18 protein-coding genes are annotated in these 21,115 nt (G+C 65.0%); 7 read left to right on the top strand and 11 right to left on the bottom strand.

What is annotated here, in order from left to right; translation table 11 throughout:
• Positions 1-20 precede the first annotated feature (20 nt).
• Positions 21-674: a YqaA family protein gene (locus V8J55_RS03105; RefSeq protein WP_336445697.1), complete on the bottom strand. Its 654-nt coding sequence runs from the start codon at positions 672-674 to the stop codon at positions 21-23.
• 214 nt (positions 675-888) lie between these two features.
• The gene (locus tag V8J55_RS03100; RefSeq protein WP_336444342.1) at positions 889-1,245 is read right to left on the bottom strand and encodes a UrcA family protein; all 357 of its coding nucleotides are present in this window, start codon (positions 1,243-1,245) and stop codon (positions 889-891) included.
• 224 nt (positions 1,246-1,469) lie between these two features.
• Between V8J55_RS03100 and V8J55_RS03095 the strand changes: the two genes are divergently transcribed.
• Positions 1,470-3,833 carry a BTAD domain-containing putative transcriptional regulator gene (locus tag V8J55_RS03095; protein WP_336444341.1) on the top strand — a complete coding sequence of 788 codons (2,364 nt, stop codon included), beginning with the start codon at positions 1,470-1,472 and terminating at the stop codon, positions 3,831-3,833.
• Here the strand turns inward: V8J55_RS03095 and purH are convergent.
• Positions 3,805-5,397: a bifunctional phosphoribosylaminoimidazolecarboxamide formyltransferase/IMP cyclohydrolase gene (gene purH, locus V8J55_RS03090; protein WP_336444340.1), complete on the bottom strand. Its 1,593-nt coding sequence runs from the start codon at positions 5,395-5,397 to the stop codon at positions 3,805-3,807. The genes V8J55_RS03095 and purH overlap by 29 nt on opposite strands.
• A gap of 81 nt (positions 5,398-5,478) precedes the next feature.
• On the bottom strand, positions 5,479-6,501 hold the full coding sequence (locus tag V8J55_RS03085) for a phytase (RefSeq protein ID WP_336444339.1): 1,023 nt from the start codon (positions 6,499-6,501) through the stop codon (positions 5,479-5,481).
• A gap of 184 nt (positions 6,502-6,685) precedes the next feature.
• Here V8J55_RS03085 and V8J55_RS03080 point away from each other — a divergent pair, with 184 nt between their 5' ends.
• Complete coding sequence (locus V8J55_RS03080; RefSeq protein ID WP_336444338.1) at positions 6,686-9,037, top strand: TonB-dependent receptor plug domain-containing protein; 2,352 nt, start codon at positions 6,686-6,688, stop codon at positions 9,035-9,037.
• A gap of 42 nt (positions 9,038-9,079) precedes the next feature.
• Here the strand turns inward: V8J55_RS03080 and V8J55_RS03075 are convergent, their stop codons facing one another.
• From V8J55_RS03075 to V8J55_RS03055, 5 genes are all read right to left on the bottom strand, one after another.
• Entirely contained in the window at positions 9,080-10,846 is a 1,767-nt protein-coding gene (locus V8J55_RS03075; RefSeq protein ID WP_336444337.1) for a heparinase II/III family protein, read from the bottom strand.
• Between the two features lie 2 nt (positions 10,847-10,848).
• Positions 10,849-11,523 (bottom strand): ribulose-phosphate 3-epimerase, encoded by a 675-nt coding sequence (rpe, locus tag V8J55_RS03070; protein WP_037516851.1) that lies wholly within the window; start codon positions 11,521-11,523, stop codon positions 10,849-10,851.
• 87 nt (positions 11,524-11,610) lie between these two features.
• Positions 11,611-11,853 carry a hypothetical protein gene (locus V8J55_RS03065; protein WP_336444336.1) on the bottom strand — a complete coding sequence of 81 codons (243 nt, stop codon included), beginning with the start codon at positions 11,851-11,853 and terminating at the stop codon, positions 11,611-11,613.
• Positions 11,854-11,855: 2 nt separating this feature from the next.
• The gene (locus tag V8J55_RS03060; protein ID WP_336444335.1) at positions 11,856-12,059 is read right to left on the bottom strand and encodes a toxin-antitoxin system HicB family antitoxin; all 204 of its coding nucleotides are present in this window, start codon (positions 12,057-12,059) and stop codon (positions 11,856-11,858) included.
• 9 nt (positions 12,060-12,068) lie between these two features.
• On the bottom strand, positions 12,069-12,971 hold the full coding sequence (locus V8J55_RS03055; RefSeq protein WP_336444334.1) for an SPFH domain-containing protein: 903 nt from the start codon (positions 12,969-12,971) through the stop codon (positions 12,069-12,071).
• Between the two features lie 264 nt (positions 12,972-13,235).
• Here V8J55_RS03055 and V8J55_RS03050 point away from each other — a divergent pair, with 264 nt between their 5' ends.
• Positions 13,236-14,006, top strand: a complete 771-nt coding sequence (locus V8J55_RS03050; RefSeq protein WP_336444333.1) for a class I SAM-dependent methyltransferase — start codon at positions 13,236-13,238, stop codon at positions 14,004-14,006.
• Between the two features lie 51 nt (positions 14,007-14,057).
• On the opposite strand, the gene V8J55_RS03045 is transcribed toward V8J55_RS03050, so the two are convergent.
• The gene (locus tag V8J55_RS03045; RefSeq protein ID WP_336444332.1) at positions 14,058-16,244 is read right to left on the bottom strand and encodes a M3 family metallopeptidase; all 2,187 of its coding nucleotides are present in this window, start codon (positions 16,242-16,244) and stop codon (positions 14,058-14,060) included.
• A gap of 86 nt (positions 16,245-16,330) precedes the next feature.
• Complete coding sequence (locus tag V8J55_RS03040; protein WP_336444331.1) at positions 16,331-17,200, bottom strand: SMP-30/gluconolactonase/LRE family protein; 870 nt, start codon at positions 17,198-17,200, stop codon at positions 16,331-16,333.
• Positions 17,201-17,419: 219 nt separating this feature from the next.
• On the opposite strand from V8J55_RS03040, the gene V8J55_RS03035 reads away from it, so the two are divergent.
• The 4 genes from V8J55_RS03035 (at position 17,420) to V8J55_RS03020 (ending at position 21,115) form a co-directional block, all read left to right on the top strand.
• A complete protein-coding gene (locus tag V8J55_RS03035; RefSeq protein WP_037516828.1) occupies positions 17,420-18,574 on the top strand; it encodes an acyl-CoA dehydrogenase family protein in 1,155 nt (384 codons plus the stop codon).
• A 31-nt stretch (positions 18,575-18,605) separates the two neighbouring features.
• A complete protein-coding gene (locus V8J55_RS03030; protein WP_336444330.1) occupies positions 18,606-19,775 on the top strand; it encodes an acetyl-CoA C-acetyltransferase in 1,170 nt (389 codons plus the stop codon).
• Between the two features lie 118 nt (positions 19,776-19,893).
• Positions 19,894-20,676 (top strand): SDR family NAD(P)-dependent oxidoreductase, encoded by a 783-nt coding sequence (locus tag V8J55_RS03025; RefSeq protein ID WP_037516562.1) that lies wholly within the window; start codon positions 19,894-19,896, stop codon positions 20,674-20,676.
• A gap of 1 nt (position 20,677) precedes the next feature.
• Positions 20,678-21,115, top strand: coding sequence for an acyl-CoA thioesterase (locus V8J55_RS03020; protein ID WP_336444329.1), 438 nt, complete (start codon positions 20,678-20,680; stop codon positions 21,113-21,115).

Genomic DNA, 21,115 nt, shown 5'->3' with positions numbered 1-21,115 from the left:
GGGGGCGACGGCCTTCTTCCCTACTTCCGATCCAACCCGATGCTCTCCAGCGTCGCGCCGCTGCACTTGTCGGCTTCCTTGGACTTGCCGTCGCCCGACAGCGCGCCGATCGCGAGGAAACCCGCGACGACCGCGACGAGGAACGCGCCGGTCACCCAGATCAGATATTTGTCGATGAACGCCTTGATCGGCGCCCCGAACAGCCGGAACAGGATTCCGACGAGCATGAAGGAAAAGGCCCGGCTGGCGAGACTCGCCCACAGGAAGGTCCAGAAACTCATGTGGATGAAGCCGGCGGTGATCGTCAGCAGCTTGAACGGGATCGGCGTCGCGCCCTTGATCAGGATGATCTCGGCGCCGAATTCGCGCAGGTAGCAGGCGGCCGGCGGGAAGGCATCGGTGAGCCCGAGCGCGCCGAGCAGCGCGAGCCCGACGCTTTCATAGAGAAAGAAACCGATCAGATAGCCGAGCATGCCGCCCGCGACCGACGCGAGCGTGCAGATGATCGCATAGCGCACCGCCTTTTTCGGGTTCGCGAGGCACATCAGCCCCAGCATCGGGTGCGGCGGGATCGGGAAGAAGCTCGCTTCGATGAAAGAGACCAGCGCCAGCCAATATTCGGCGTGCGGATGCGCGGATTTCTCCATGGTCCAGTTGTAAAGCCTCTGGATCATGGACTTGTTACGCGGTGTGGCGGTCATGCTGGTCCTTGCGGTGGCGACGTCGGCCCTCCTATGCCGCCCGCGTCGCCCGAAGTCGAGCCGAAGCCTGTCATGCCGCGATCGAAAAACGCCGGAACCGTCGGGGAACGGTTCCGGCGTTGCTCCCACCAGAGACGGGAGCAAGGGACAGCGCGGCGTCCGCGCTATTGGCACGGACCGGAAAGTGTCACCGCCGCGAAACGACGATCGCGCTGGCCAACGCCATCGGGGTGCCGGCGCTTTGGGCGGCGATAATCTCGCGGCTGGCATCGCGGCCCCTCGAAAGCGCACTCCGGAAGCAACGGCTGCCGGCGACCTCCCGGAGGCTCGTTTCATATTCGGTGCGGACGTCGCATACGGACCGCGCAGCGGCGCGCAGGCGGCTGTCGAGACGGGCCAGGCCGATGCTGCTATCGAGATTAAGGTCGGCATAGCTGACTTTTACCATCTCGGTCTCGCCTGCTGGGGCAGTCGCGACGATGGTCTGGGAAAATGCGGGTGTTGCGGCAAGTAGCAACAGGGGCAGAGCCATGAAGATACGCATCGAGATACTCCCTTTCATATGCCCCAGCCGAACGGCAGGCTGCGGATGCGAAGGGCCTAGCGAGGACGCATGCTGGCCGCCGTGAGAGGGTCGTCAATCCGGTATTAAAAATACGTCAAAATCCCGAATATTGAAATTTACCGTTCGTCTGTCCGTCAAAAAAATGTTATTCCGTCTTCGGGAAAAACATACGGCCGCAATCCCTCGACCAAGGAGGTCGCGCCGTGAATTCTGCATTCGCAAAAAACGAGCGGCATATCGCCGACGTGCCGCCAATATTGCGGCTCCTTGGTGACTTCGCTGTCGAGCCGGCCGCCCTGTCCCCCACCAGTCGCAAGGCCCGCGCCCTTCTCGCCCGGCTCGTCCTTGCCGACGCGCCGCTTGCGCGCGACCGGCTGAGCGCGCTCCTCTGGAGCCGCCGCCCCGATGCACAGGCGCATGCCAGCCTCAGGCAATGTCTCGTCGAATTGAAGCCGTGGACGCGGGCATCGCCGCCGCTGTTGCAAGCCGATCGCGAAACCGTCGCCATCGACCGCACGCAAGTCATCGACGATATTTCGCTGCTTCACGCCGCGTGCGCGGTGGACGATGTCGCCGTGGTCCTGAACCGGCTGCCCGCGCACGATGTCGGGTTGCTGGCCGATCTCGACGGTATCGACGAAGCGTGGGACGACTGGCTCGCGGTCGAGCGTACGCGTCAGGGCGAAGCGATCGTTCGCGAGGTGCTCGGGGTGGCGGACAGGCGGCTGCAGGCGGGCGATGGCGAGGCGGCCCTCGCGGTGGCGGACAAGGTGACACGCTTCGACCCGTGCAGCGAACATGCCGCTCGGCTGGTGATGAGCGCGCGCTGGGAGGCGGGCGACGGCGATGGTGTGCGCTACGCCTGGCAGCGAATCGAAGATGCGCTCGCGCGCGGAATCGACGGCAAGCCTTCGGCCGAAACCGCTGAACTATATCGACGCCTGTCGGCCCGGCCCTGTCCGCAGAGCCTTCACCCGGTCGCCCACCCGGTCCCAGCGCCCGCGATGGCGGCCAATCCAACGGCCAGCCGATCGCCGCGGCGCGCGCTGTTCCTTGGCGTGGCCGCGCTGACCCTCGCGCTGACGGGCGCCGATGCGCCGCGGTCGCGATCCGCAGTCGCCACATTCGATGCGCCCGTGGTCCGCGTCGAACCGATCGAGCTGCGCGGGAACGACCCGGTCGAGGACCGTTTTGCTGATGCGCTGGCCGGCGATTTCGCGCGCTTTGCCAAGGCGTCGGGGGGCGCGGTCCGGGTGCTCGACGGAAAGGTGGCGGGACGCGCGGGCGATTTCATCGTCCGCGTCGCGATCGAGCGCGACGGCAGTCAGTTCGTCAGCGAGTCGCGGATTGTCGACAGTTTGAACGGATCGATCCTGTGGTCCAGCCGTTTCGCGGCGCCCGTCGACGACCTCAGCCGGCTGCGCGAACGGACCGCGCTCGCGGTTGCCGGGCTGGTCAATTGCGCGTTGACGCTGAACGGCCGGAAAGACCTGTTGGCGGCCGATGCGGATCGACGATCGCTGATCTTTGCGGTCTGCGACGCGGACACGGCTTTCGATGGGGCCCGCGCAATCCGATTGATGGAGGAGCTGGTTCAGCGCTGGCCGGGGGATGCCGACACGTTGGGATTGCTGGCGCAGGTCCGCGTCAAGCATCTCTCGCACGAGATGGATGCCGCCAAATGGAACGTGGAGCGCGCAAAAGCGATCGATGCGGCGCGCCGGGCGCTTGCGATCGACCCAGACAACGTCCCCGCGCTGACCGCGCTGTCGCAGACGGGCGGTAGCGAATTGTTCATGGTCGAGGCCCTGCCTCTTGTTGACCGCGCGCTGGCGATCGATCCCGAATATCCGGCCGCATTGATGACGAACGCGGTGGGGCTGTTCCAGGCCGGCTATGTTCAAGCCGGTGTCGATCCGGCGCAGCGCGCCGCGCGCGCCGACCCGACGTCGATCTACAAGGCATTGGGGGTGGTTCGGCGTTATGGGGCGGCCGGGAAGATGCAGGATGCGATGAAGCAGTTCGCCGAAGTGGAGGCGATCTGGCCGGGGCACCCCGATCTTGCCGAACATCGCCGCCGCCTTGCGGTCGAACGCGGCCGGGACGAGGCGGCCGAAGTCCATCGCGGCGCAACGGCTGAGGAGCAGCGCGAATTCGATATGCTGCTCCTCCATCAATTCGCCGACCCGTCGATCGGATCGCGCGAGGTCGACGCGGCTGCCGAAGCTGAATTCGCACGATATCCGCCGACCGCCTACGCGATAGCCGCGCATTACACGCGGCTCGGCGACATGCCGAAGGCGCTCTCGTGGCTCGCGCGCGCGCCGATCCGCAAAACCGATGGCCAATGGTCGCTTCTTTATTGGCCGTCGGTCGCTCCGCTGCGGCGCGATCCGCTATTCTTCGCGAAGCTGGCGCGGATCGGGCTGGTCGATTTCTGGCGGCGGCAGGATCGCTGGCCCGACTTCTGCAACGAGCCCGGATTGCGTTACGACTGCAAAAGCGAAGCCGAACGGCTGGTGCGTCTTGGCCGGGCGGTCAGTGGCGGAAGTGCCGCATCCCAGTGAACACCATCGCGAGTCCCGCTTCGTTCGCCGCCGCGATCACTTCGTCGTCGCGGATCGAGCCGCCCGGCTGGATCACACAGGTCGCGCCCGCCTCGACCGCGGCGAGCAGCCCGTCGGCGAAGGGGAAGAAGGCGTCACTCGCGACCGCGCTGCCAACGGTGCGGGCTTCGGCCCAACCATGCGATTCAGCGGCTTCACGCGCCTTCACCGCGGCGATGCGTGCGCTGTCGCGGCGGTTCATCTGGCCGGCGCCGATGCCCGCGGTCGACCCGCCCTTGGCATAGACGATCGCGTTCGACTTCACATGCTTGGCGATCGTCCACGCAAACAGCGCGTCGGCGAGTTCTTCCTCGGTCGGCGCGCGTTCGGTGACGATTTTCAGGTCGGCGCGCGTGATGCGCCCATTGTCGCGGCTCTGCGCGAGCCAGCCGCCGGTGATCCCCTTCAGCATCAGTCCGCCGCGCGCCGGATCGGGCAGTTCGCCGGTGAGGAGCAGGCGAAGATTCTTCTTCTTCGCGAACACCGCGCGCGCGTCGGCGTCGGCGTCGGGCGCGCAGACGACCTCGGTAAAGATGCCGCTGATCGCCTCCGCCGTCGCGCCGTCGAGCGGGCGGTTGACCGCGATGATGCCGCCGAACGCCGAGACATCGTCGCATTTCAGCGCGGCGTCATAGGCTTCGGCGATCGTCGCGGCGGTCGCGACGCCGCACGGATTGGCGTGCTTGACGATGACGCAGGTCGGGTCGGCCTCGCGGAATTCGGCGACGAGTTCGAGCGCGGCGTCGGCGTCGTTGATATTATTGTAGCTGAGCTCCTTGCCCTGCACCTGTTCGGCGCCGGCGATGCCGCGCGGGCCGGGCACGGCAGGGATATAGAGCGCCGCTTTTTGATGCGGGTTTTCGCCGTAGCGCAGTTCGCTCGCCAGCTTGGCGGTGAGCGGCAGCGTGTCGGGGAAGGTCTTGCCCTGATCGGCGATCGCGAACCAGCGTGCGATCGTGCCGTCATAACTCGCGGTGTGGGCAAAGGCGGTCGCCGCAAGGCGCTTGCGCAGGGTGAGGGTGGTCGCGCCGCCATTGGCGTCCATCTCTTCGATGACCGCGGCATAATCCTCGGGCTCGGTGACGATGCCGACATAGGCATGATTCTTCGCCGACGAGCGAACCATCGCGGGGCCGCCGATGTCGATATTTTCGATGATCGTGTCGCGGTCCGCGCCCGACGTCACCGTCTGCAGGAAGGGGTAAAGGTTGACGACGACGAGGTCGATCGCGCCGATGCTATGTTCCTTCATCGACGCGACATGCGCCGCGTCGTCGCGCACCGCGAGGATGCCGCCGTGGACGGTCGGGTGCAGCGTCTTGACGCGGCCGTCCATCATCTCGGGAAAGCCCGTGAGGTCGGAGACGTCGAGGACGGTGTGCCCCGCCTCGCGCAGCGCCTTCGCGGTGCCGCCGGTTGACACGAGTTCGACGCCGTGACGCACGAGCGCGGCGGCAAGGTCGGCGAGCCCCGCCTTGTCGCTGACGGACAGGAGAGCGCGGCGGACGGGAATCAGGTCGGTCATGGAAAGGGCGGCCTTTGAGGATAGGAAAGACGCGGCCCCCCTAGGCGCGCGCCGTCCTTATCGCAACCCTTCCGCCCCTTTTTAGAGTCCCAGCGCCGCCGCGATCTGGTCCCAGCGCACCAGTTTGAAATTCTGTGCCTTGGGGGCGTTGTCGCCATCCTGCGCGAGGAAGATGCCATCGGGGTAGGCCGGGCCGAAATTGCCGGCAACGGCCTCGATCCCGTCGGTTTCGCTCGTCGCGCCGAACGCGCCGGCGGCAACGGCAAAGCGGCCGACATAATCGACCCCGGGCAGGCGGAAGACCGCATAGGCATTGTCACCCTGGCTCGACACGAGCAGGTAGCGCTGGCCCTTGTGGTCGATCGTCGCGAGGCCCTCGACGTCGGCGACGAGGCGCTGGTTGTCAACCGGCGCGACCATGCGCGCGGCGGCGGTCTTGCCGTTCGGTTTTAGCTCCCACACCCCGGCGTCCTCCTCGCCGACATAGAGCGTGTCGCCGTCGAAGACGCAGCCTTCGGACTGGGTCGGGATCTTATATTCCCATTGAACCGTGAAGCCCGGCGTGCCGTCGACGGTCAGCGTGCCGACGCGCACCGTGCCGTCCTTGACGATCAGCGCCGCGGTGAGCGGTGCACCCGGCGCGGTCTTCTTGAGGCAGAGGCCATAGGCTTCGCCGGTGCCCGCCGCGGCGCGGCCGAGCGCAACGATCGCCGGCGCGTCGGCGTCGAGGCGGAACACCGCGAGATGCGCGTTAACCCCGTCGTTGCGATCGCTCGCGACGATGATGTTGCCCGCGACGTCGACATTGTTGACGAGGCCGGCCTGGGTGAAAGCGATGTCCTTGCCGGTCAGGTCATAGACATGCAGCCCCGCCTTCTTGTCGGTCGCGACGATCAGCGCGCGGTTCGGATTGGCCGGATCGACCCAGATCGCCGGGTCGTCGGCGGCATCGGCGCGGCCGGTCCCGACGGGCGCGGTCTCGCCGCTCGCGGTCACCTGCACCGGGGGCAGGCCGGTGATGACGGGCGCGCCCGCGGCGCAACCGCCCAGCGTCGATGCAAAAGCCAGCGATGTCAGCAGCTTTCCTTTGCCGATGGTGGCCATGATGATTCCCCCGTTCCCGATTGCGCAAAAATGCGGCTCGCGCGCCCCGTCCCAGCAAAGTCGAGTGGCGTCAATATGACAATATTTCCGTCACTTAACTGTCATCTATGCGTCACACGGCTCGCCGCAAACTGTCACACGCCCCCCCTAGAGGCCCGGCAACCAATAAGGGGGGTCTCTTACCATGATTCGAACTTTCAGCCTGCAATCCGCCGCCGCGCTCGCGCTTGCCACGGCTCTCCTCTCCGCACCGGCGACGGCGCAGGACGCGCCGATCCCGGCCGAAGACCGCGGCGATGGACCGATCACCGCGTCGCAGGACATCGTCGTCCTCGGCAGCGTCGGTTACCGCAATCGCAGCGACGAGGCCGAACCCGTGCTGTCGTATGACAGCGAATTCTTCCAGCGCTTCGAGCCGCTGACCGCGGGCGACGCGCTGAAGCGCGTACCGTCGGTAACCTTCCTGTCGGACGTCATCGAAAGCGACGGTGCGCGCCTCCGCGGCCTGCCGCCGGGTTACACCCAGATCCTGATCAACGGCGAACGTGTCCCGGGCAACGGCGACGATCGCAGCTTCTTCCTCGACCGCATCCCCGCCGAACTGATCGACCGGGTCGAGATCGTCCGCTCATCGTCGGCGCGGCGCACGGGCGACGCGGTCGCGGGCACGATCAACATCGAACTGCGCAACGGCTATGAACTCGACGGCGGCTATCTCCGCGCGGGCGGTCTCTATTACGACGACAAGGAACTCGAACCGAGCGTCGGCGCGGTCTATGGTGGCGCGGTCGGTCCCGGCCGCCTGCTCGTCGGCCTCAACTTCCAGGGGCGCCACAACCCCAAGAAGAAATATTCGCTGCGCTACGGCGATTCGCCCGAAAACAATCCCGACTATGCGGTCGACGATTTCGACAATCGCGAAGACCAGCGCGACACGCGCGACGGCAAGGATTATTCGGCGAACGCGACCTACGAGATCGACGGCGAGACGACCGATTTCCGCGTCAGCGGCTTCTATGTCCGCACCGACCGCACCGAAACCGAGCGCAGCCTGGAATTCAACGATCCCACCGCGACGACCGGCCCGGTGCCCGGCGGCGCGCTGGTCAGCGACAACAGCAACATCAACAATATCGACCAGGAAAATTACAGCTTCGACGCACGCCTTTCGCACCGCTGGTCGCTCGGCAAGACGACGGTGAAGGTCGGTTATGCGCGCTTCGACGACAAGCAGCGCGAGAGCGAAAACGAGATCGGCTTCGACGTCGATTATGACGAAGGCGAAGTGCCCGAGTTCGAACAGGTCTTCACCGCGACGGACCTCACCGACAAGGAATTCACGGCGAAACTCGACCATGAGTTCGAACTCGGCAACGATATCCAGCTGGTCGTTGGTGGCTATTATCAGAACAAGAAGCGCAAGCATTCGACCCTCGCGTTCGAAGGCGAGGACGAGCTTCTGGGGCTCCAGACCAGCTACGACCCGTCGAGCGATAATCCCGACGATTTTGCGTTGCCTTTTGGTGACCTCGACGCCGAAGATCCCGTTCGCATCCGGATCAAGGAGCGCCGCCTCGACGGCTTTGCGCTCGTGCAGGGCAAGTCGGGCGGCCTGACGTGGGAAGCGGGCGTGCGTTATGAAACGACCAAGCTCGATGTCGCCGACTATAGCGATGCCAGCGATGTCCTCGCGCAGGATAACGATTATGAAAAATTCCTGCCGTCGGCGTCGATCAAGTTCGACCTGACGCCGCGCGACCGCATCACCGCATCGGTCGCCCGCACCAACCGTCGCCCCGAGTTCAACTATGTCACCCCGGCGACGCTGATCGAGGAAATCGGCGACAACGACCTGCGCGGCAATCCAGGGCTGCGCCCCGAAACCGCATGGGGCGCCGATCTCGGCTATGAACGCCGCATCGGCCGCAGCGGCGTCGTCGGCATCAATGCCTTTTATCGCGATGTGACCGACCTCATCGAGCTGACCAACACGGGCGATGTCGGCGACGGCGGCGCCGGCACCATCGTCTATCAGCCGATGAATATCGGCGACGGCAAGGTGTGGGGGATCGAATTCGACTTGTCGACCGACCTCGGGTTCCTGGGGCTTCCCAACACCGGTATCTTCGGCAATGTGTCGTGGCTCGACAGCGAGATCACCGATCCGCTCGGCAAGCGCCGCTTCAACGGCCAGTCGGACTATGTCTATAACGTCGGCTTCATCCAGGATCTGCCGCAATGGGGCGTGGCTTTCGGTGCAACGCACCGCAAGCAGGGTGCGGCGTTCGACCGTGTGATCGGCGAGGAAATCCGCACCACCTATGGCGGCGACCTCGAAATCTTCGTCGAAAAGCGTTTCGGCAAAAGCTTCACGATCCGCGCGGTGGGCTCGAACCTGCTGAACGGTGCGAAGCGCGAAGCGTTCAACAAGTTCGACGATGCGGCCGACCAGCTGGCCCGCGATTTCGACGAATATGAACTCGAAAGCGAAAAGGCCGGCCCCGTCTTCCAGCTGATGGCGCGCTACGCCTTTTAACGCGCTGGGTTGCGGCGGCGGGCAGTCCCTTGCCTGCCGCCGTCAGCCGATATGCTTGAAGATCCAGCCGATGCTGGCGCCGCCCGCGGGTGCGGTGCCGGTGACGACGAGCTGTTCGGTCGGGTGCGGGCGGCCTTCGCCATCGACCCACAGGCTTTGCTCGATGTCGAGACCGCCTTCGGACGTGCGGAATTGCCACAGCGGACCGCCGTTTATGCGTAGCAGCGCGCCCAATTTGTCGGCGGTCAGGCTTGCCGAGATATGCGCGCCGAGGTGGAAGCGCAGCGTGAACCCCTTGTCGCCCTTGCGCCGCGTGCGCGGGGCGGGGAGCAGCATGTCCTCGCCGCGCAGCTCGCGCCCGTTGGGCGACAGGATCAGGAGGCGGCGGTGGATCAGCCCGTGGCGCCGCGCATAGCCGTCGTGGCTCATCTCGACGCGGCTGCCCTGCGGCGTTTCGCGCCGGTCGAGCTCGACCTCGGTCACACCCTTGCCGAGCGAGCCGTTGGCGAGGATCGCGGTCGAATTGCTGTCGCCGAGCGTCAGCGTCGAATGCGCCGCGGTGGTGCGTAGCCCGCGCGCGAGGTCGGCGGGGATCGTCGCGCCGGTCAGCGCGGCGCCGCCGCAATTGACGACGATCCTCTCGGCGCCGTCGCTGAGTTCGAAGGCGAGGGTCGAAGCGCAGCCTGCTTCGGTTACGCGCGCGATCGGCGGCGGTGCCGCGTCGGCGAGCAGCACGACCTTGTTCGCGACGAGCCGCTGATAACCCCAGTCGCGCGCCTGCTTCAGCGGCCGCGTGCGGACGCCGCTGGCGTCGACGATCGCCTGGATCGTGGCGGCCGACGTCGCGCCGCTGCCCTGCCAGCTGCCCATGCCGCCGTCGCTGTGGGTGAGGCCGAGCAGCGCCGGAACCGCGCGCGCGAGAACTTCCTGGATGAAGGGCGGCACCTCCATGTGGCGCATGTCATATATTTTCGCGAGCATCGACAGCGCCATGACCGCGTCGAGCTGCGCCTGCGGCGAGCGCGAGATATTGCCGCCATCGGCGTAGAAGCTCGTTTCGAGCACCTTACGCAGCCCGGCCTCGCCGAAGACCTGCCGCGGCTCGCCGCCGGGCATCAGCAGCGAGGCGGCGACGATCCCGACCCACGCGACCATCTGCCCGGTGCCGGGACGCGTCTTGTCGGCGACGCGGTCGAGGTGGCGCGCCGCGCGCGCGAGGTGGTTGAGCACCGCCGAGCGATAGACGAGGTCGCTCGACGACAGGATCAGCGGCGCGTGCGCGGCCCAGAACAGGATGCGCCACGCGCTGTTGTCGACCTTCCACGCGGGTTCGCTCACGGTCTCGCCATGCGTGCCGAGCCAGTGGCGCACGACCGCCTCGGCAATCGGGGCGCCGTCGGCGCGCGAACCGGTCGCGGCAAGATCGCGCAGCCAGGCGAAGCTGTGCAGATAGTCGGCAAAGGCCGGCGCGACGGTGAGCGCCGCGAAATCGAGCTCGCCGAGCGGCAGCTTGAGCCCGCGGTGCAGGAAATGGCCGGCGCGGATCGCGGTGCCCGCGCGCGTATCGCCGGGCACCGGGTCGGCCGGCACGCCGAGCAGCTTCAGCGGAAAGCGCCCTTTCAGGCGGAACGCGTGGAGCGGTGTGCGCCAGGTCAGCCGCGTGATCGCATTGGCGACGCGGTCGCCGAGCGAGAGCCCCTTGTCGGCGGGAAGGCGGATCAGCCGCTTGCCGGGTTCGATCGTGTCGTCGATGGCGTCGGCGGCGGCGCCCTCCGGTTCATCTTCTGGAGCGGTCACCGGTCTTGCCATGCTCAGGCGCCGCCGCGCAGCCGCCGGATATTGTCGGCGTAGGCGTCGGGGCCGCCCTTGAAGGTCGCGGTGCCCGCAACGAGCACGTCGGCGCCCGCGGCGATCGCGAGCGGGGCGGTGCCCGCGTCGATGCCGCCATCGACCTCGAGCCTTATGTCGCGGCCCGATTTGTCGATCATCTTCCTGACCGCTTCGATCTTCCTGAGCTGGCTCGAAATGAAGCTCTGGCCGCCAAAGCCCGGGTTGACGCTCATGATCAGGACGAGGTCGATGTCGTCGATCAGATAGTCGAGCATCTTCGCGGGGGTCGCGGGGTTGAGCGACACGCCCGCCTGCTTGCCCAGCGACTTGATATGCTGGACGGTGCGGTGGATGTGCGGCCCCGCCTCGGGATGGACGGTGATGATGTCGGCGCCCGCCGCGGCGAAGGCGTCGAGGAAATGATCGACCGGGCTGATCATCAGATGGACGTCGAAGGGCAAGGTCGAGTGCGGGCGCAAGGCCTTCACCACCGCCGGGCCGATCGTCAGGTTGGGCACATAATGGCCGTCCATGACGTCGATATGGACCCAGTCGGCGCCCGCGGTCTCGATCGCGCGCACTTCCTCGCCCAACCGCGCGAAATCGGCGCTGAGGATCGACGGGGCAATGCGGACGGGCGTGGTGGCGGCGGTCATAGAGACCGGCCTTAACCATCTAGCGAGTCGGGGGCAAGCGGGGTGGGGCGGCTATTGGCAGCTATCCCCAAATAATGTCGCGCGACGCTATCGCCAGCGCCAGCCGCCCTCGGTCTTGGCGCGGTAGATCGGCATCGGGGCAAGGCCGGCGAGGATGACCAGGATGGTCATCAGAACGGGCCGGTCACGGAAGAGCCAGGCGAGGCCGGCGATCATCGCGACATGGAGCGCCAGGAAGAACCAGCCTTCCCAGACGAAGGGCAGGCCGGTGCCAAAGCCGTGGCGCTTGGCGCGAAACCAGGGACTCTTGCGCATGAACAGGTGGAGCATGATCAGCCTTCCTCTTTCGGCGGCCGTCCGCGCTTGGCGGGAACCGGCGGTTTTACCGTCATGCCGCGCCGCGCCAGCGCCTCGCGCAGCAATACCTCAATCTCGGCGTTGGCGCTGCGCAAATCTGCGGCCGCCATCCGCTCGATCGCCGCATAGAGCGCGGGATCGAGGCGGAGGGCAAAGGCTTTCTTGGCGGACGCGGGCATCGCTTCAACTCAGTAGAGCGATCCGGCGTTCACGACCGGCTGCGTGTCGCGTTCGCCGCACAGCACGACCATCAGATTTGACACCATCACCGCCTTGCGTTCGTCGTCGAGGTCGACGACGCCCTTTTCAGACAATTGGGTGAGTGCCATCTCGACCATCGTCACCGCGCCTTCGACCAGCTTCTTGCGCGCCGCGATCACCGCTTCGGCCTGCTGGCGGCGGAGCATCGCGCCGGCGATTTCCTGCGCATAGGCGAGGTGGGTGAGGCCGCATTCGTCGACGGTGATCCCCGCGACGCTCAGCCGTTCGATCAGCGCCTTGCGCAGTTCGACCCCGACCTCGTCGTGATTGCCGCGCAGCGTGACTTCCTGATGCTCGATATCGTCATAGGGATAGCGCGAGCCGATTGAGCGCACCGCGGCCTCGATCTGCGCCATCACGAATTCCTTGTAATCGTCGACGTCGAACAAAGCCTGCGCGGTGTCGGTGACGCGCCACACGACCTGCGCCGCCATCTCGATCGGATTGCCGCGAAGGTCGTTGACTTTGATCTTGTCCGAAATAACGTTGTTCGCGCGCACCGCGATCTTCTTGCGCGTCAGCCAGGGGAGGACCCAACGCAGCCCCTCCTCGCGGTCGGTGCCCTTATACGCGCCGAACAGCTGGATCGCCGCGGCTTCGTTGGGGTTGATCAGGTAAAAGCCGCACAGGATCAGCAGGCCGATTACCGCGCTGGCGACAACGACGATCCATTTCCACGCGACCATATATTCGGCGTTGGCGTTGGTAATCCCCGCCCAGGCGGCGACGCCCAAGAGCAGCAACCAGATGAACAACATCAGATAGCCGCTTTGCGTAGCGGCGCGTGTCTCGCGGCTGCGGTTCAGCGCGGGAGTCCCTGTTTCGACCATTTTTGCCCTCCGAATCATTCGATATAAAGATGATATCATATTTATATCGAATCGGGTGGAGGTCAATCGGGATTTGAGCGAACAGGCGCTTACGCCGGTTTCGCTGCGACAAGCTGGCACAACGGCCGGAGTCGGGTTCGATCGTGTTCAGACCGGGATGTGTGGCAATCGGTGCGGTTGCCCATAGCGGCCGGCTGCGGCAGCATCGAAGCATACCCCAGTTCGGACTTCAAAACTGACGCGCTCGTGCGCGAAGGAGGACAGATGCTCCAGGGCAAAAAATTGGTTCAATCCATGTTCGCGCGGAGCGGCTACAGGATTGTAAGGTCAGAATCCGGCATGCGGTATCGGCCGACCTCGGCCGACACGCGCAACTCTGCCAGCTTGCTCCATGAGATACTTCCGGTCGTGCAGCACAACGCGCAGACCGGAGAATGGCCGACGCCAGCATTTCTTGAGGACTATTTCGATGCCAGTCGTCTCGCGATGGCCCGCCTTCTGCTCGATCAATGCGATGCTGAAGACGTCGAAATCGCGGGCAGGCGCGTTCTGGACATCGGGTGCCACGCGGGGAGCCTGCTGCGCCTCATGCACGCCAGATATCCGGAAGCCTCGCTTTTCGGATGCGACATCAGCGATGTGAAGCTTGCGATGGCCAAACGCGCCTGCCCTGACGCCGAACTGTTCTTCAGCGCGCTCTCGGACCTGCCTCGGTCATCGCGTTACGACGTGGTATTTCTGATGGAAGTGCTCGAGCATACGGTCGATCCCGAAGCGGTCGTCCGGCGTCTGCTCGATATTGTGTCCGCCGGCGGCACGCTCATATTGACGGTTCCCGATGGGCGGAAGGATCAATTTCCCGCCAAGGAATATCATGCGGAATTTGATTCCTACGCGGGCCACATCAACTTCTGGAGCCCGGAAAGCTGGCGCTATTTCCTTATGCGGGTCGCTCCCGAGTGGAAACTCAGGACAGGAACGCTGTCGACCGGACATTTGTTCGCAGCCCTGAGCATGAAGGCAAAGATGAATTAGGACAAACAAAGGGGGCGAAATCGCCCCCTTTGCCTCCCCGGTATCGTTCGCTTATTCGGTCGGAAATCCGCGCTTTTTCAGCAGCGCCTTCACGTCGGGATCGCGGCCGCGGAAGGCGCGATACGCCTCGGCGCGGTCGGTTTCGTTACCCGTCATCAGCAATATGGTGCGGAACTTGTCGGCGACTTTGCGGTCCCACGGGCCGCCGGCTTCGGTGAACGCCGCCCAGGTGTCGGCGTCCATCGTTTCGGACCAGAGGTAGCTGTAATAGCCCGCCGAATAGGCGTCCGAGCTGAACAAATGGCCGAACTGCGGCAGGCGGTGCCGCATCACGAGCTCTTTCGGCATGCCGATTTCGGCGAGCGTCTCGCGCTCGAACTTGTCGGCATCGGCCGGCGGCGTCTTGCGGTCGTGCAGCTTCATGTCGACGATCGCGCTCGACAGATACTCGACCGTCGAAAAGCCCTGGTTGAACTTGTCGGAGGCGAGGATCTTGTCGACCAGCGCCTGCGGCATCGGCTGACCCGTCTTATAGTGCGTCGCATATTTCGACAGCACTTCGGGGGTCATCAGCCAATTTTCGTTCACCTGGCTCGGGTATTCGACGAAGTCGCGCGGCACCCCGGCGAGCGCCGGGTAATAGATGTGCTGCAGCAGATAATGGATGCCGTGGCCGAATTCGTGGAACAGCGTCGTCGCATCGTCGAGGCTGATCAGCGTCGGCTCGCCCTTCGCGGCTTCGGTGAAATTATTATTGTTCGACGCGAGCACATTGCGCTCGCCGCCGAGTGTCTGCTGGCTCCGATAGGTCGTCATCCACGCGCCCGAACGCTTCCCGTCGCGCGCGAAATTGTCGAGGTAGAAGACCCCGACATTTTCGTTCGTCTTGAGGTTGTAGACTTCGAAGGTGCGGACCTTGGGGTCGAAGACCGGGATCGTGCCCGTATTCTCCTTGAAGCCGAGGTCGTAGAGCTGGCCCGCCGACCAGAACATGCCATCGACCAGCTTGTCGAGCTGGAGATACGGCTTCACTTCGCTCTCATCGAGGTCGTATTTCGCCTTGCGGACCTTTTCCGAATAATAGCGATAGTCCCACGGCTCGATGGTGATCTTCGGACCCTTGCCGGCCTTGGCTTCGGCGTCGGCGATCGCCTGCATGTCGGCGACCTCTTCCTTCACGCGCGCGACCGCGGCGGGCCAGACCTTCATCATCAGCCCCATCGCGGCTTCGGGCGTTTTCGCCATCGTGTCGGCCATGCGGTAATGCGCGTGGGTCGGGAAACCGAGCAGTTCGGCGCGCTGCTGACGCAGCTTCAATATCTCGACGATCGTCGCATTGGTGTCGTTCGCGTCGCCATTGTCGCCGCGGCTGACAAACGCCTTATAGACCTTTTCGCGCAGCGCACGGTTGGTCGCGTTCTGCATCACCGGCTGCGCCGATGAGCGGGTGTTCTTGATCGCCCACTGGCCGGGCTTGCCGTTCGCTTCGGCGGCCGCGGCGAGCGAGGCGACGAAGCCGGGCTCGAGACCCGCGAGTTCGGCCTTGTCGGTGACGAAGGTGTAGAGCTTCTCGTCGCCGAGCAGCTTCGACGAGAAGGCCGAGAACAGGCCTTCGAGCTTCGAATTCATCGCGACCAGCTTTGCCTTGTCGGCGGGCGACAGGTTCGCGCCGTCGCGGACCATCTCGTCATAGCTGCGCTCGACGATGCGGATCTGCTGCGCGTTGAGGCCGCTGTTGTTCCGCTTGTCGTACACCGCCTTGTAGCGCGCGAAGAGCTTCGGCTCGAGGAACAGCTCGGTGTAGAAGGTGGTGAGTTTGGGGCTCCACTCGGCGTCGATGTCCTCGACGCGGTCGTTCGACTTGTTCGACGTCTGCACGCCCCACAGCGCGAACAGGCGGTCCATCGTATCGCCCGCGAGCATCATCGGGACATGCGTGTTCTCGAAAGTCGGGACCTGCGGATTGTCGATCACCGCCTGCACCTCCGCCTTGGTCTCGGCCATGCCCTTGACGAAAGCGTCGGGGAACAGTTCGGGGTCCATCTTGTCCCACGGCGGCACCCCTTCGAACGGGCCGGTCCACGGCGCGAGCATCGGGTTTTTGTCGGCCAGCGCGGTGGCGGGAGGCGGGACGATCGGTTGGGCGGTAGCGGTCATCTGGCTATAACCCACGATCATCGCGGCGGATGCAAGCATGATCGACAAATGACGGGCAAAAGGGTGCGCGGTGCGCGACATCGATAAATCTCCCCGGAGGATAAGGTTTCGAACGAAACCATGTCGGGGGCCGCCTTAACCTTATATGACAGGGGGGTGCAAGCCGCCTAAGCGCCAAATAGCTGCTGGATCAGGCCGGGCACGTCGACCTGGAACGTGAACACGCCGCCCGCATGCGGCTGCTTCGCGCGTTCCTCGTCGGTCAGATTCTTGCCCGCGCTGGTGACGAAGGCAGTCTTGAGGTCGGGTCCGCCAAAGGCGATCATCGTCGGGCGCTGGACCGGCAGCTCGACAGTCTGGATCAGCTCGCCCGCGGGTGAGAAGCGCACGACGCGCCAGCCGTCCCACAGCGCCGACCAGTAGCAGCCCTCGGCATCGACCGCCGCGCCGTCGGGACGGCCCTTGCCCAGCTCGAACTGGTGGAAGATGCGGCCCTTGCCGAGCGTGCCCGCTGCCGGGTCGACATCATAGGCGCGGATCGCGTGGGACGGCGTGTCGGCGTGGTAGAAGGTGCGGCCGTCGGGGCTGAAGGCTGCGCCGTTGCTCGTTGTCAGCCGCCCAAAGATTTCGGTCAGCGACCCGTCGGGATCGAGCCGGTAGAGCGTCGCGGCGGGGTTCGCCTTGTCGCTTGTCAGGCTGCCGACCCACAGCCGGCCGAGGGCGTCGACGCGGCCGTCGTTGAAACGCTGCTCGGGTTTGTCGGCGAGCACCGCCGGGCCGAAGGGGCGGGGCGCTGCGCCCCATGCGTCGACCAGCGCGCAGCCATTTTCGAGCGCTGCGACCAGCCCGCCGCCGGCGCGCGGCGCGATGCAGCCGACTTGTTCCGCGAGGTCCATAGCCTCGTCGGCGCCCGTTTCAGGATCGGTGCGATGGATTTTTCGGCCATCGATATCGACCCAATAGAGACGGGCTTCGGCGGCGTGCCAGACGGGCGATTCGCCGAGCAGCGCGCCGGCATCGAGAAGCAGTTGGACCATGGAGCGGGTCTTAGCGCGGCCCGCCGATGCTGCCCAGCGGCTGCAAACCTATTCGACGGGGCGCCCTTGTTCGTCGTCCCCGGCTCTTGGGGGTGACGAGATGGTTTTCCGCCGTAGCGTCTTTCTACTTGACGTGGACGTAAACGTAAGGTCTTTTGAGCCGGAAAGATGCGGCCGACTCCCCGCTTGCGTTCGGCCGTTCTCAGGGAAAGGAACCATATGTCGCTCGATAATCTGTCGCGCTCCGCCTACTCCGAAGACCATGAGGCGTTTCGCGCCACGGTGCGTCAGTTCCTCGAAAAGGAAGTCGCCCCCAATGCGGCGAAATGGGCCGAGGATGGCATCGTGCCCAAAGACATCTGGCCCAAGGCGGGCGAGCTCGGCATGCTGTGCCCGACGGTGCCCGAGGAATATGGCGGGCTCGGCCTCGACTTCGGCTATAATGCGGTCGTCGACGAGGAAAGCGCCTATTATGGCCGCGCGACGACGGGCTTCTCGCTCCAGTCGGACATCGTCACCAGCTATATCGTCAAATATGGCAGCGAGGAGCAGAAGAAGCACTGGCTGCCCAAGATGGTGTCGGGCGAGGTGATCACCGCGATCGCGATGACCGAGCCGGGCACCGGCTCCGACCTTCAGGGGATGCGGACGACCGCGAAGAAGGATGGCAATCATTATGTCATCAACGGGTCGAAAACCTATATCACCAACGGCCAGAACGCCGACCTGATCCTCGTCTGCGTCAAGACCGACACCGAGGTCCAGCCGGCGTGGAAAGGCGTTTCGATCGTCCTCGTCGAAGCCGACCGCGAAGGCTATGAGCGCGGGCGCAACCTCGACAAGATCGGGCAGGACGAGGCGGATACGTCGGAAATGTTCTTCAACGACGTCCGCGTGCCGATCACCAATTGCCTCGGCGAAGAGGGGCAAGGCTTCATCTATCTGATGAGCGAGCTTCCGCAGGAGCGTCTGTCGATCGCAGTGTCGGCGCAGGCGTCGGCGCAGCGCGCGTTCGACGATACGGTCGAATTCACCCGCGACCGCAAGGCATTCGGCAAGCCGATCCTCGACTTCCAGAACACGCGCTTCGTGCTCGCCGATTTGAAGGCGAAACTGCAGGTCGGCTGGGCGCATCTCGACTGGGCGCTCAACCGTCATATGAAGAAGGAGCTGACCCCCGAGGAAGGCGCCGCGGCGAAGCTGTGGCACACCGACCTGCAATGGGAAGTCATGGACAAGTGCCTCCAGCTCCACGGCGGCGCGGGCTATATGAACGAATATCCGATCGCCCGCGCCTGGCGCGCCGCGCGCGTGACGCGCATTTTCGGCGGTACGAACGAAATCATGAAGGAATTGATCGGGCGCAAGCTCTGATCGCTTGAAATCGCAGGAAAGGAATTCTCACATGGCCACAGCCTATATCGTCGACGCTGTCCGCACGGCGGGCGGCAAGCGCGGCGGCCGCCTCGCGGGCGTCCATCCCGTCGACCTCGGCGCCGCGGTGTTCGACGCGATCGCCGACCGCAATGATTTCGACACCAAGGCGATCGACGACGTCATCACCGGCTGCGTATCGCAGGGCGGGCAGCAGACGATGGATCTCGGCCGCAACGCCGTGCTCGCCTCGAACCTGCCCGACTCGATCCCCGCGGTCACCATCGACCGCCAGTGCGGCTCGTCGCAGCAGGCGATCCAGTTCGCCGCGCAGGCGGTGATGTCGGGGACGCAGGACATCGTGCTCGCAAGCGGCATCGAAAGCATGACGCGCGTGCCGATGGGCACCGTCGCGACGCTCTTCATGAAAGAAGGGCTCGGCCACTACAAATCCGAGCGGCTCGAGGAAAAATATCCCGGCATCATGTTCAGCCAGTTCATGGGCGCCGAGATGATCGTCAAGAAGCATGGCTTCACCAAGGACGACCTCGACGCCTATGCGCTCGAAAGCCATCGCCGCGGCAAAGCGGCGACCGAGGCGGGCCATTTCAAGCGCGAGATCGTCGGCGTCGAGATCGACACGCCCGAGGGCCGTCAGGTCCATCTGATCGACGAAGGCATCCGTTTCGATGCGACGCTCGAGGGCATCGCGGGGGTCAAATTGCTTCAGGAAGGCGGGGCGATCACCGCGGCGTCGGCGAGCCAGATCTGCGACGGCGCCTCGGCGGCGCTCGTCGTGTCGGAGCAGGCGCTCAAGGATCATGGCCTCACCCCGCGCGCGCGCATCCACCATATTTCGGTGACCGCGGGCGATCCGGTGATCATGCTCGAAGAACCTTTGTTCGCAACCGAACGCGCGCTGAAGAAAGCGGGCATGAAAATCGGCGATATCGACGCCTATGAGGTCAACGAGGCGTTCGCGCCCGTGCCGCTCGCCTGGCTCAAATATCTCGGCGCCGACCCCGCGCGGATCAACCAGCATGGCGGCGCGATCGCGCTTGGCCACCCGCTCGGCGCCTCGGGCACCAAGCTGATGGCGACTTTGCTCGGCGTGCTCGACGCGACCGGCGGCAAATATGGCCTGCAGACGATGTGCGAAGGCGGCGGTCAGGCCAACGTCACGATCATCGAGCGGCTGTAATTATTATCTCCCCTCCCGCTTGCGGGAGGGGTCGGAGGAGGGCCTGTTAGTCGGCATTCCCCCGACATGCCCCACCCAAACCCTCCCCTGAAGGGGAGGGCTTTTTCAGGAGAAACCCATGAAACTCGATTCCACCGTATCCGCCGTCGTCACCGGCGGCGCCTCGGGCCTCGGCGCCGCGACCGCGCGCGCGCTGGCCGCCAAGGGCGTGAAGGTCGCGATCTTCGACCTGCAGGAAGAAAAGGGCCTCGCGATCGCGGCCGAACTCGGCGGCATTTTCTGCGAGTGCAACGTCACTGACGACGCGTCGGTCGACGCCGCCTTTGCCAAGGCGCGCGAAGCGCATGGGCAGGAACGCATCCTCGTCAATTGCGCGGGCACCGGCAACGCGATCAAGACCGCGAGCCGCTCGAAGGAAGACGGCAGCATCAAGCATTTCCCGCTCGATGCGTTCAACTGGATTATCCAGATCAACCTCGTCGGCACCTTCCGCTGCATCGCCAAGTCGGCGGCGGGCATGCTGACGCTCGACCCGATGGAAGACGGCGAACGCGGCGCGATCGTCAACACCGCGTCGGTCGCGGCCGAGGACGGCCAGATCGGGCAGGCGGCTTATTCGGCGTCGAAGGGCGGCGTTGTCGGCATGACGCTCCCCATCGCGCGCGACCTCGGCAACGAGAATATCCGCGTCAACACGATCCTGCCGGGCATCTTCGACACCCCGCTGCTCGCGGGTGCGCCGCAGCCGGTGCGCGACGCGCTCGGCGCTTCGGTGCTCAACCCGAAGCGCCTCGGTGTCCCCGCCGAATATGCCAATCTTGCGATGTGCATGATCGAGAATGGCTATTTCAATGGCGAGGATGTCCGCCTCGACGGCGGCATCCGCATGGCGCCGCGCTGACATGCCGAAACCGGAAAGCTGGCGGCTCGACGCCGCCAGCTACCCCGTCTGCATCGAATTGCAGACACGCTTTCAGGACATGGACATCAACGGCCACCTCAACAATGTGGCCTTTGCAGCCTTGTTCGAAAGCGGCCGGGTGCTGCTGAACCGGCAGGTACGTCCGCTCGACGAGCGCCCTTCGAACGAGCGCACGATGGTCGCTGCGGTCGAGATCAACTATCTGGCCGAGGGCAATTTCCCCGATCCCGTGCAGATCGCGACGGGCATCGGCCGGCTCGGCACCTCGAGCTGGACGATCGTGCAGGCGATGTTCCAGAACGGCCGCGCGATCGCGACCTGCGACACCGTCGTCGTGTGCCGCACCGACGGACAGGCAAAACCGCTCCGCGCCGAGATGGTCGCGGAGCTGACCGCGAATTTGGTGAGGCCGGTTTAA

Origin of the sequence: Sphingopyxis sp. CCNWLW2 (assembly GCF_037095755.1) — a bacterium.
Taxonomy (GTDB): domain Bacteria; phylum Pseudomonadota; class Alphaproteobacteria; order Sphingomonadales; family Sphingomonadaceae; genus Sphingopyxis.
This window is presented reverse-complemented; position numbering and strand designations above follow the sequence as displayed.

What these genes read in the sequence shown, in the direction of transcription:
- rpe (WP_037516851.1), bottom strand. Translation starts at nt 11,523, where the DNA reads ATGACCGCCGCCACCACGCCCGTCCGCATTGCCCCGTCGATCCTCAGC.
- V8J55_RS03060 (WP_336444335.1), bottom strand. Translation starts at nt 12,059, where the DNA reads ATGCCCGCGTCCGCCAAGAAAGCCTTTGCCCTCCGCCTCGATCCCGCG.
- V8J55_RS03045 (WP_336444332.1), bottom strand. Translation starts at nt 16,244, where the DNA reads ATGTCGCGCACCGCGCACCCTTTTGCCCGTCATTTGTCGATCATGCTT.
- V8J55_RS03075 (WP_336444337.1), bottom strand. Translation starts at nt 10,846, where the DNA reads ATGGCAAGACCGGTGACCGCTCCAGAAGATGAACCGGAGGGCGCCGCC.
- V8J55_RS03055 (WP_336444334.1), bottom strand. Translation starts at nt 12,971, where the DNA reads ATGGTCGAAACAGGGACTCCCGCGCTGAACCGCAGCCGCGAGACACGC.
- V8J55_RS03025 (WP_037516562.1), top strand. Translation starts at nt 19,894, where the DNA reads ATGAAACTCGATTCCACCGTATCCGCCGTCGTCACCGGCGGCGCCTCG.
- V8J55_RS03065 (WP_336444336.1), bottom strand. Translation starts at nt 11,853, where the DNA reads ATGCTCCACCTGTTCATGCGCAAGAGTCCCTGGTTTCGCGCCAAGCGC.
- V8J55_RS03020 (WP_336444329.1), top strand. Translation starts at nt 20,678, where the DNA reads ATGCCGAAACCGGAAAGCTGGCGGCTCGACGCCGCCAGCTACCCCGTC.
- V8J55_RS03100 (WP_336444342.1), bottom strand. Translation starts at nt 1,245, where the DNA reads ATGCGTATCTTCATGGCTCTGCCCCTGTTGCTACTTGCCGCAACACCC.
- purH (WP_336444340.1), bottom strand. Translation starts at nt 5,397, where the DNA reads ATGACCGACCTGATTCCCGTCCGCCGCGCTCTCCTGTCCGTCAGCGAC.
- V8J55_RS03105 (WP_336445697.1), bottom strand. Translation starts at nt 674, where the DNA reads ATGATCCAGAGGCTTTACAACTGGACCATGGAGAAATCCGCGCATCCG.
- V8J55_RS03080 (WP_336444338.1), top strand. Translation starts at nt 6,686, where the DNA reads ATGATTCGAACTTTCAGCCTGCAATCCGCCGCCGCGCTCGCGCTTGCC.
- V8J55_RS03035 (WP_037516828.1), top strand. Translation starts at nt 17,420, where the DNA reads ATGTCGCTCGATAATCTGTCGCGCTCCGCCTACTCCGAAGACCATGAG.
- V8J55_RS03085 (WP_336444339.1), bottom strand. Translation starts at nt 6,501, where the DNA reads ATGGCCACCATCGGCAAAGGAAAGCTGCTGACATCGCTGGCTTTTGCA.
- V8J55_RS03030 (WP_336444330.1), top strand. Translation starts at nt 18,606, where the DNA reads ATGGCCACAGCCTATATCGTCGACGCTGTCCGCACGGCGGGCGGCAAG.
- V8J55_RS03040 (WP_336444331.1), bottom strand. Translation starts at nt 17,200, where the DNA reads ATGGTCCAACTGCTTCTCGATGCCGGCGCGCTGCTCGGCGAATCGCCC.
- V8J55_RS03050 (WP_336444333.1), top strand. Translation starts at nt 13,236, where the DNA reads ATGCTCCAGGGCAAAAAATTGGTTCAATCCATGTTCGCGCGGAGCGGC.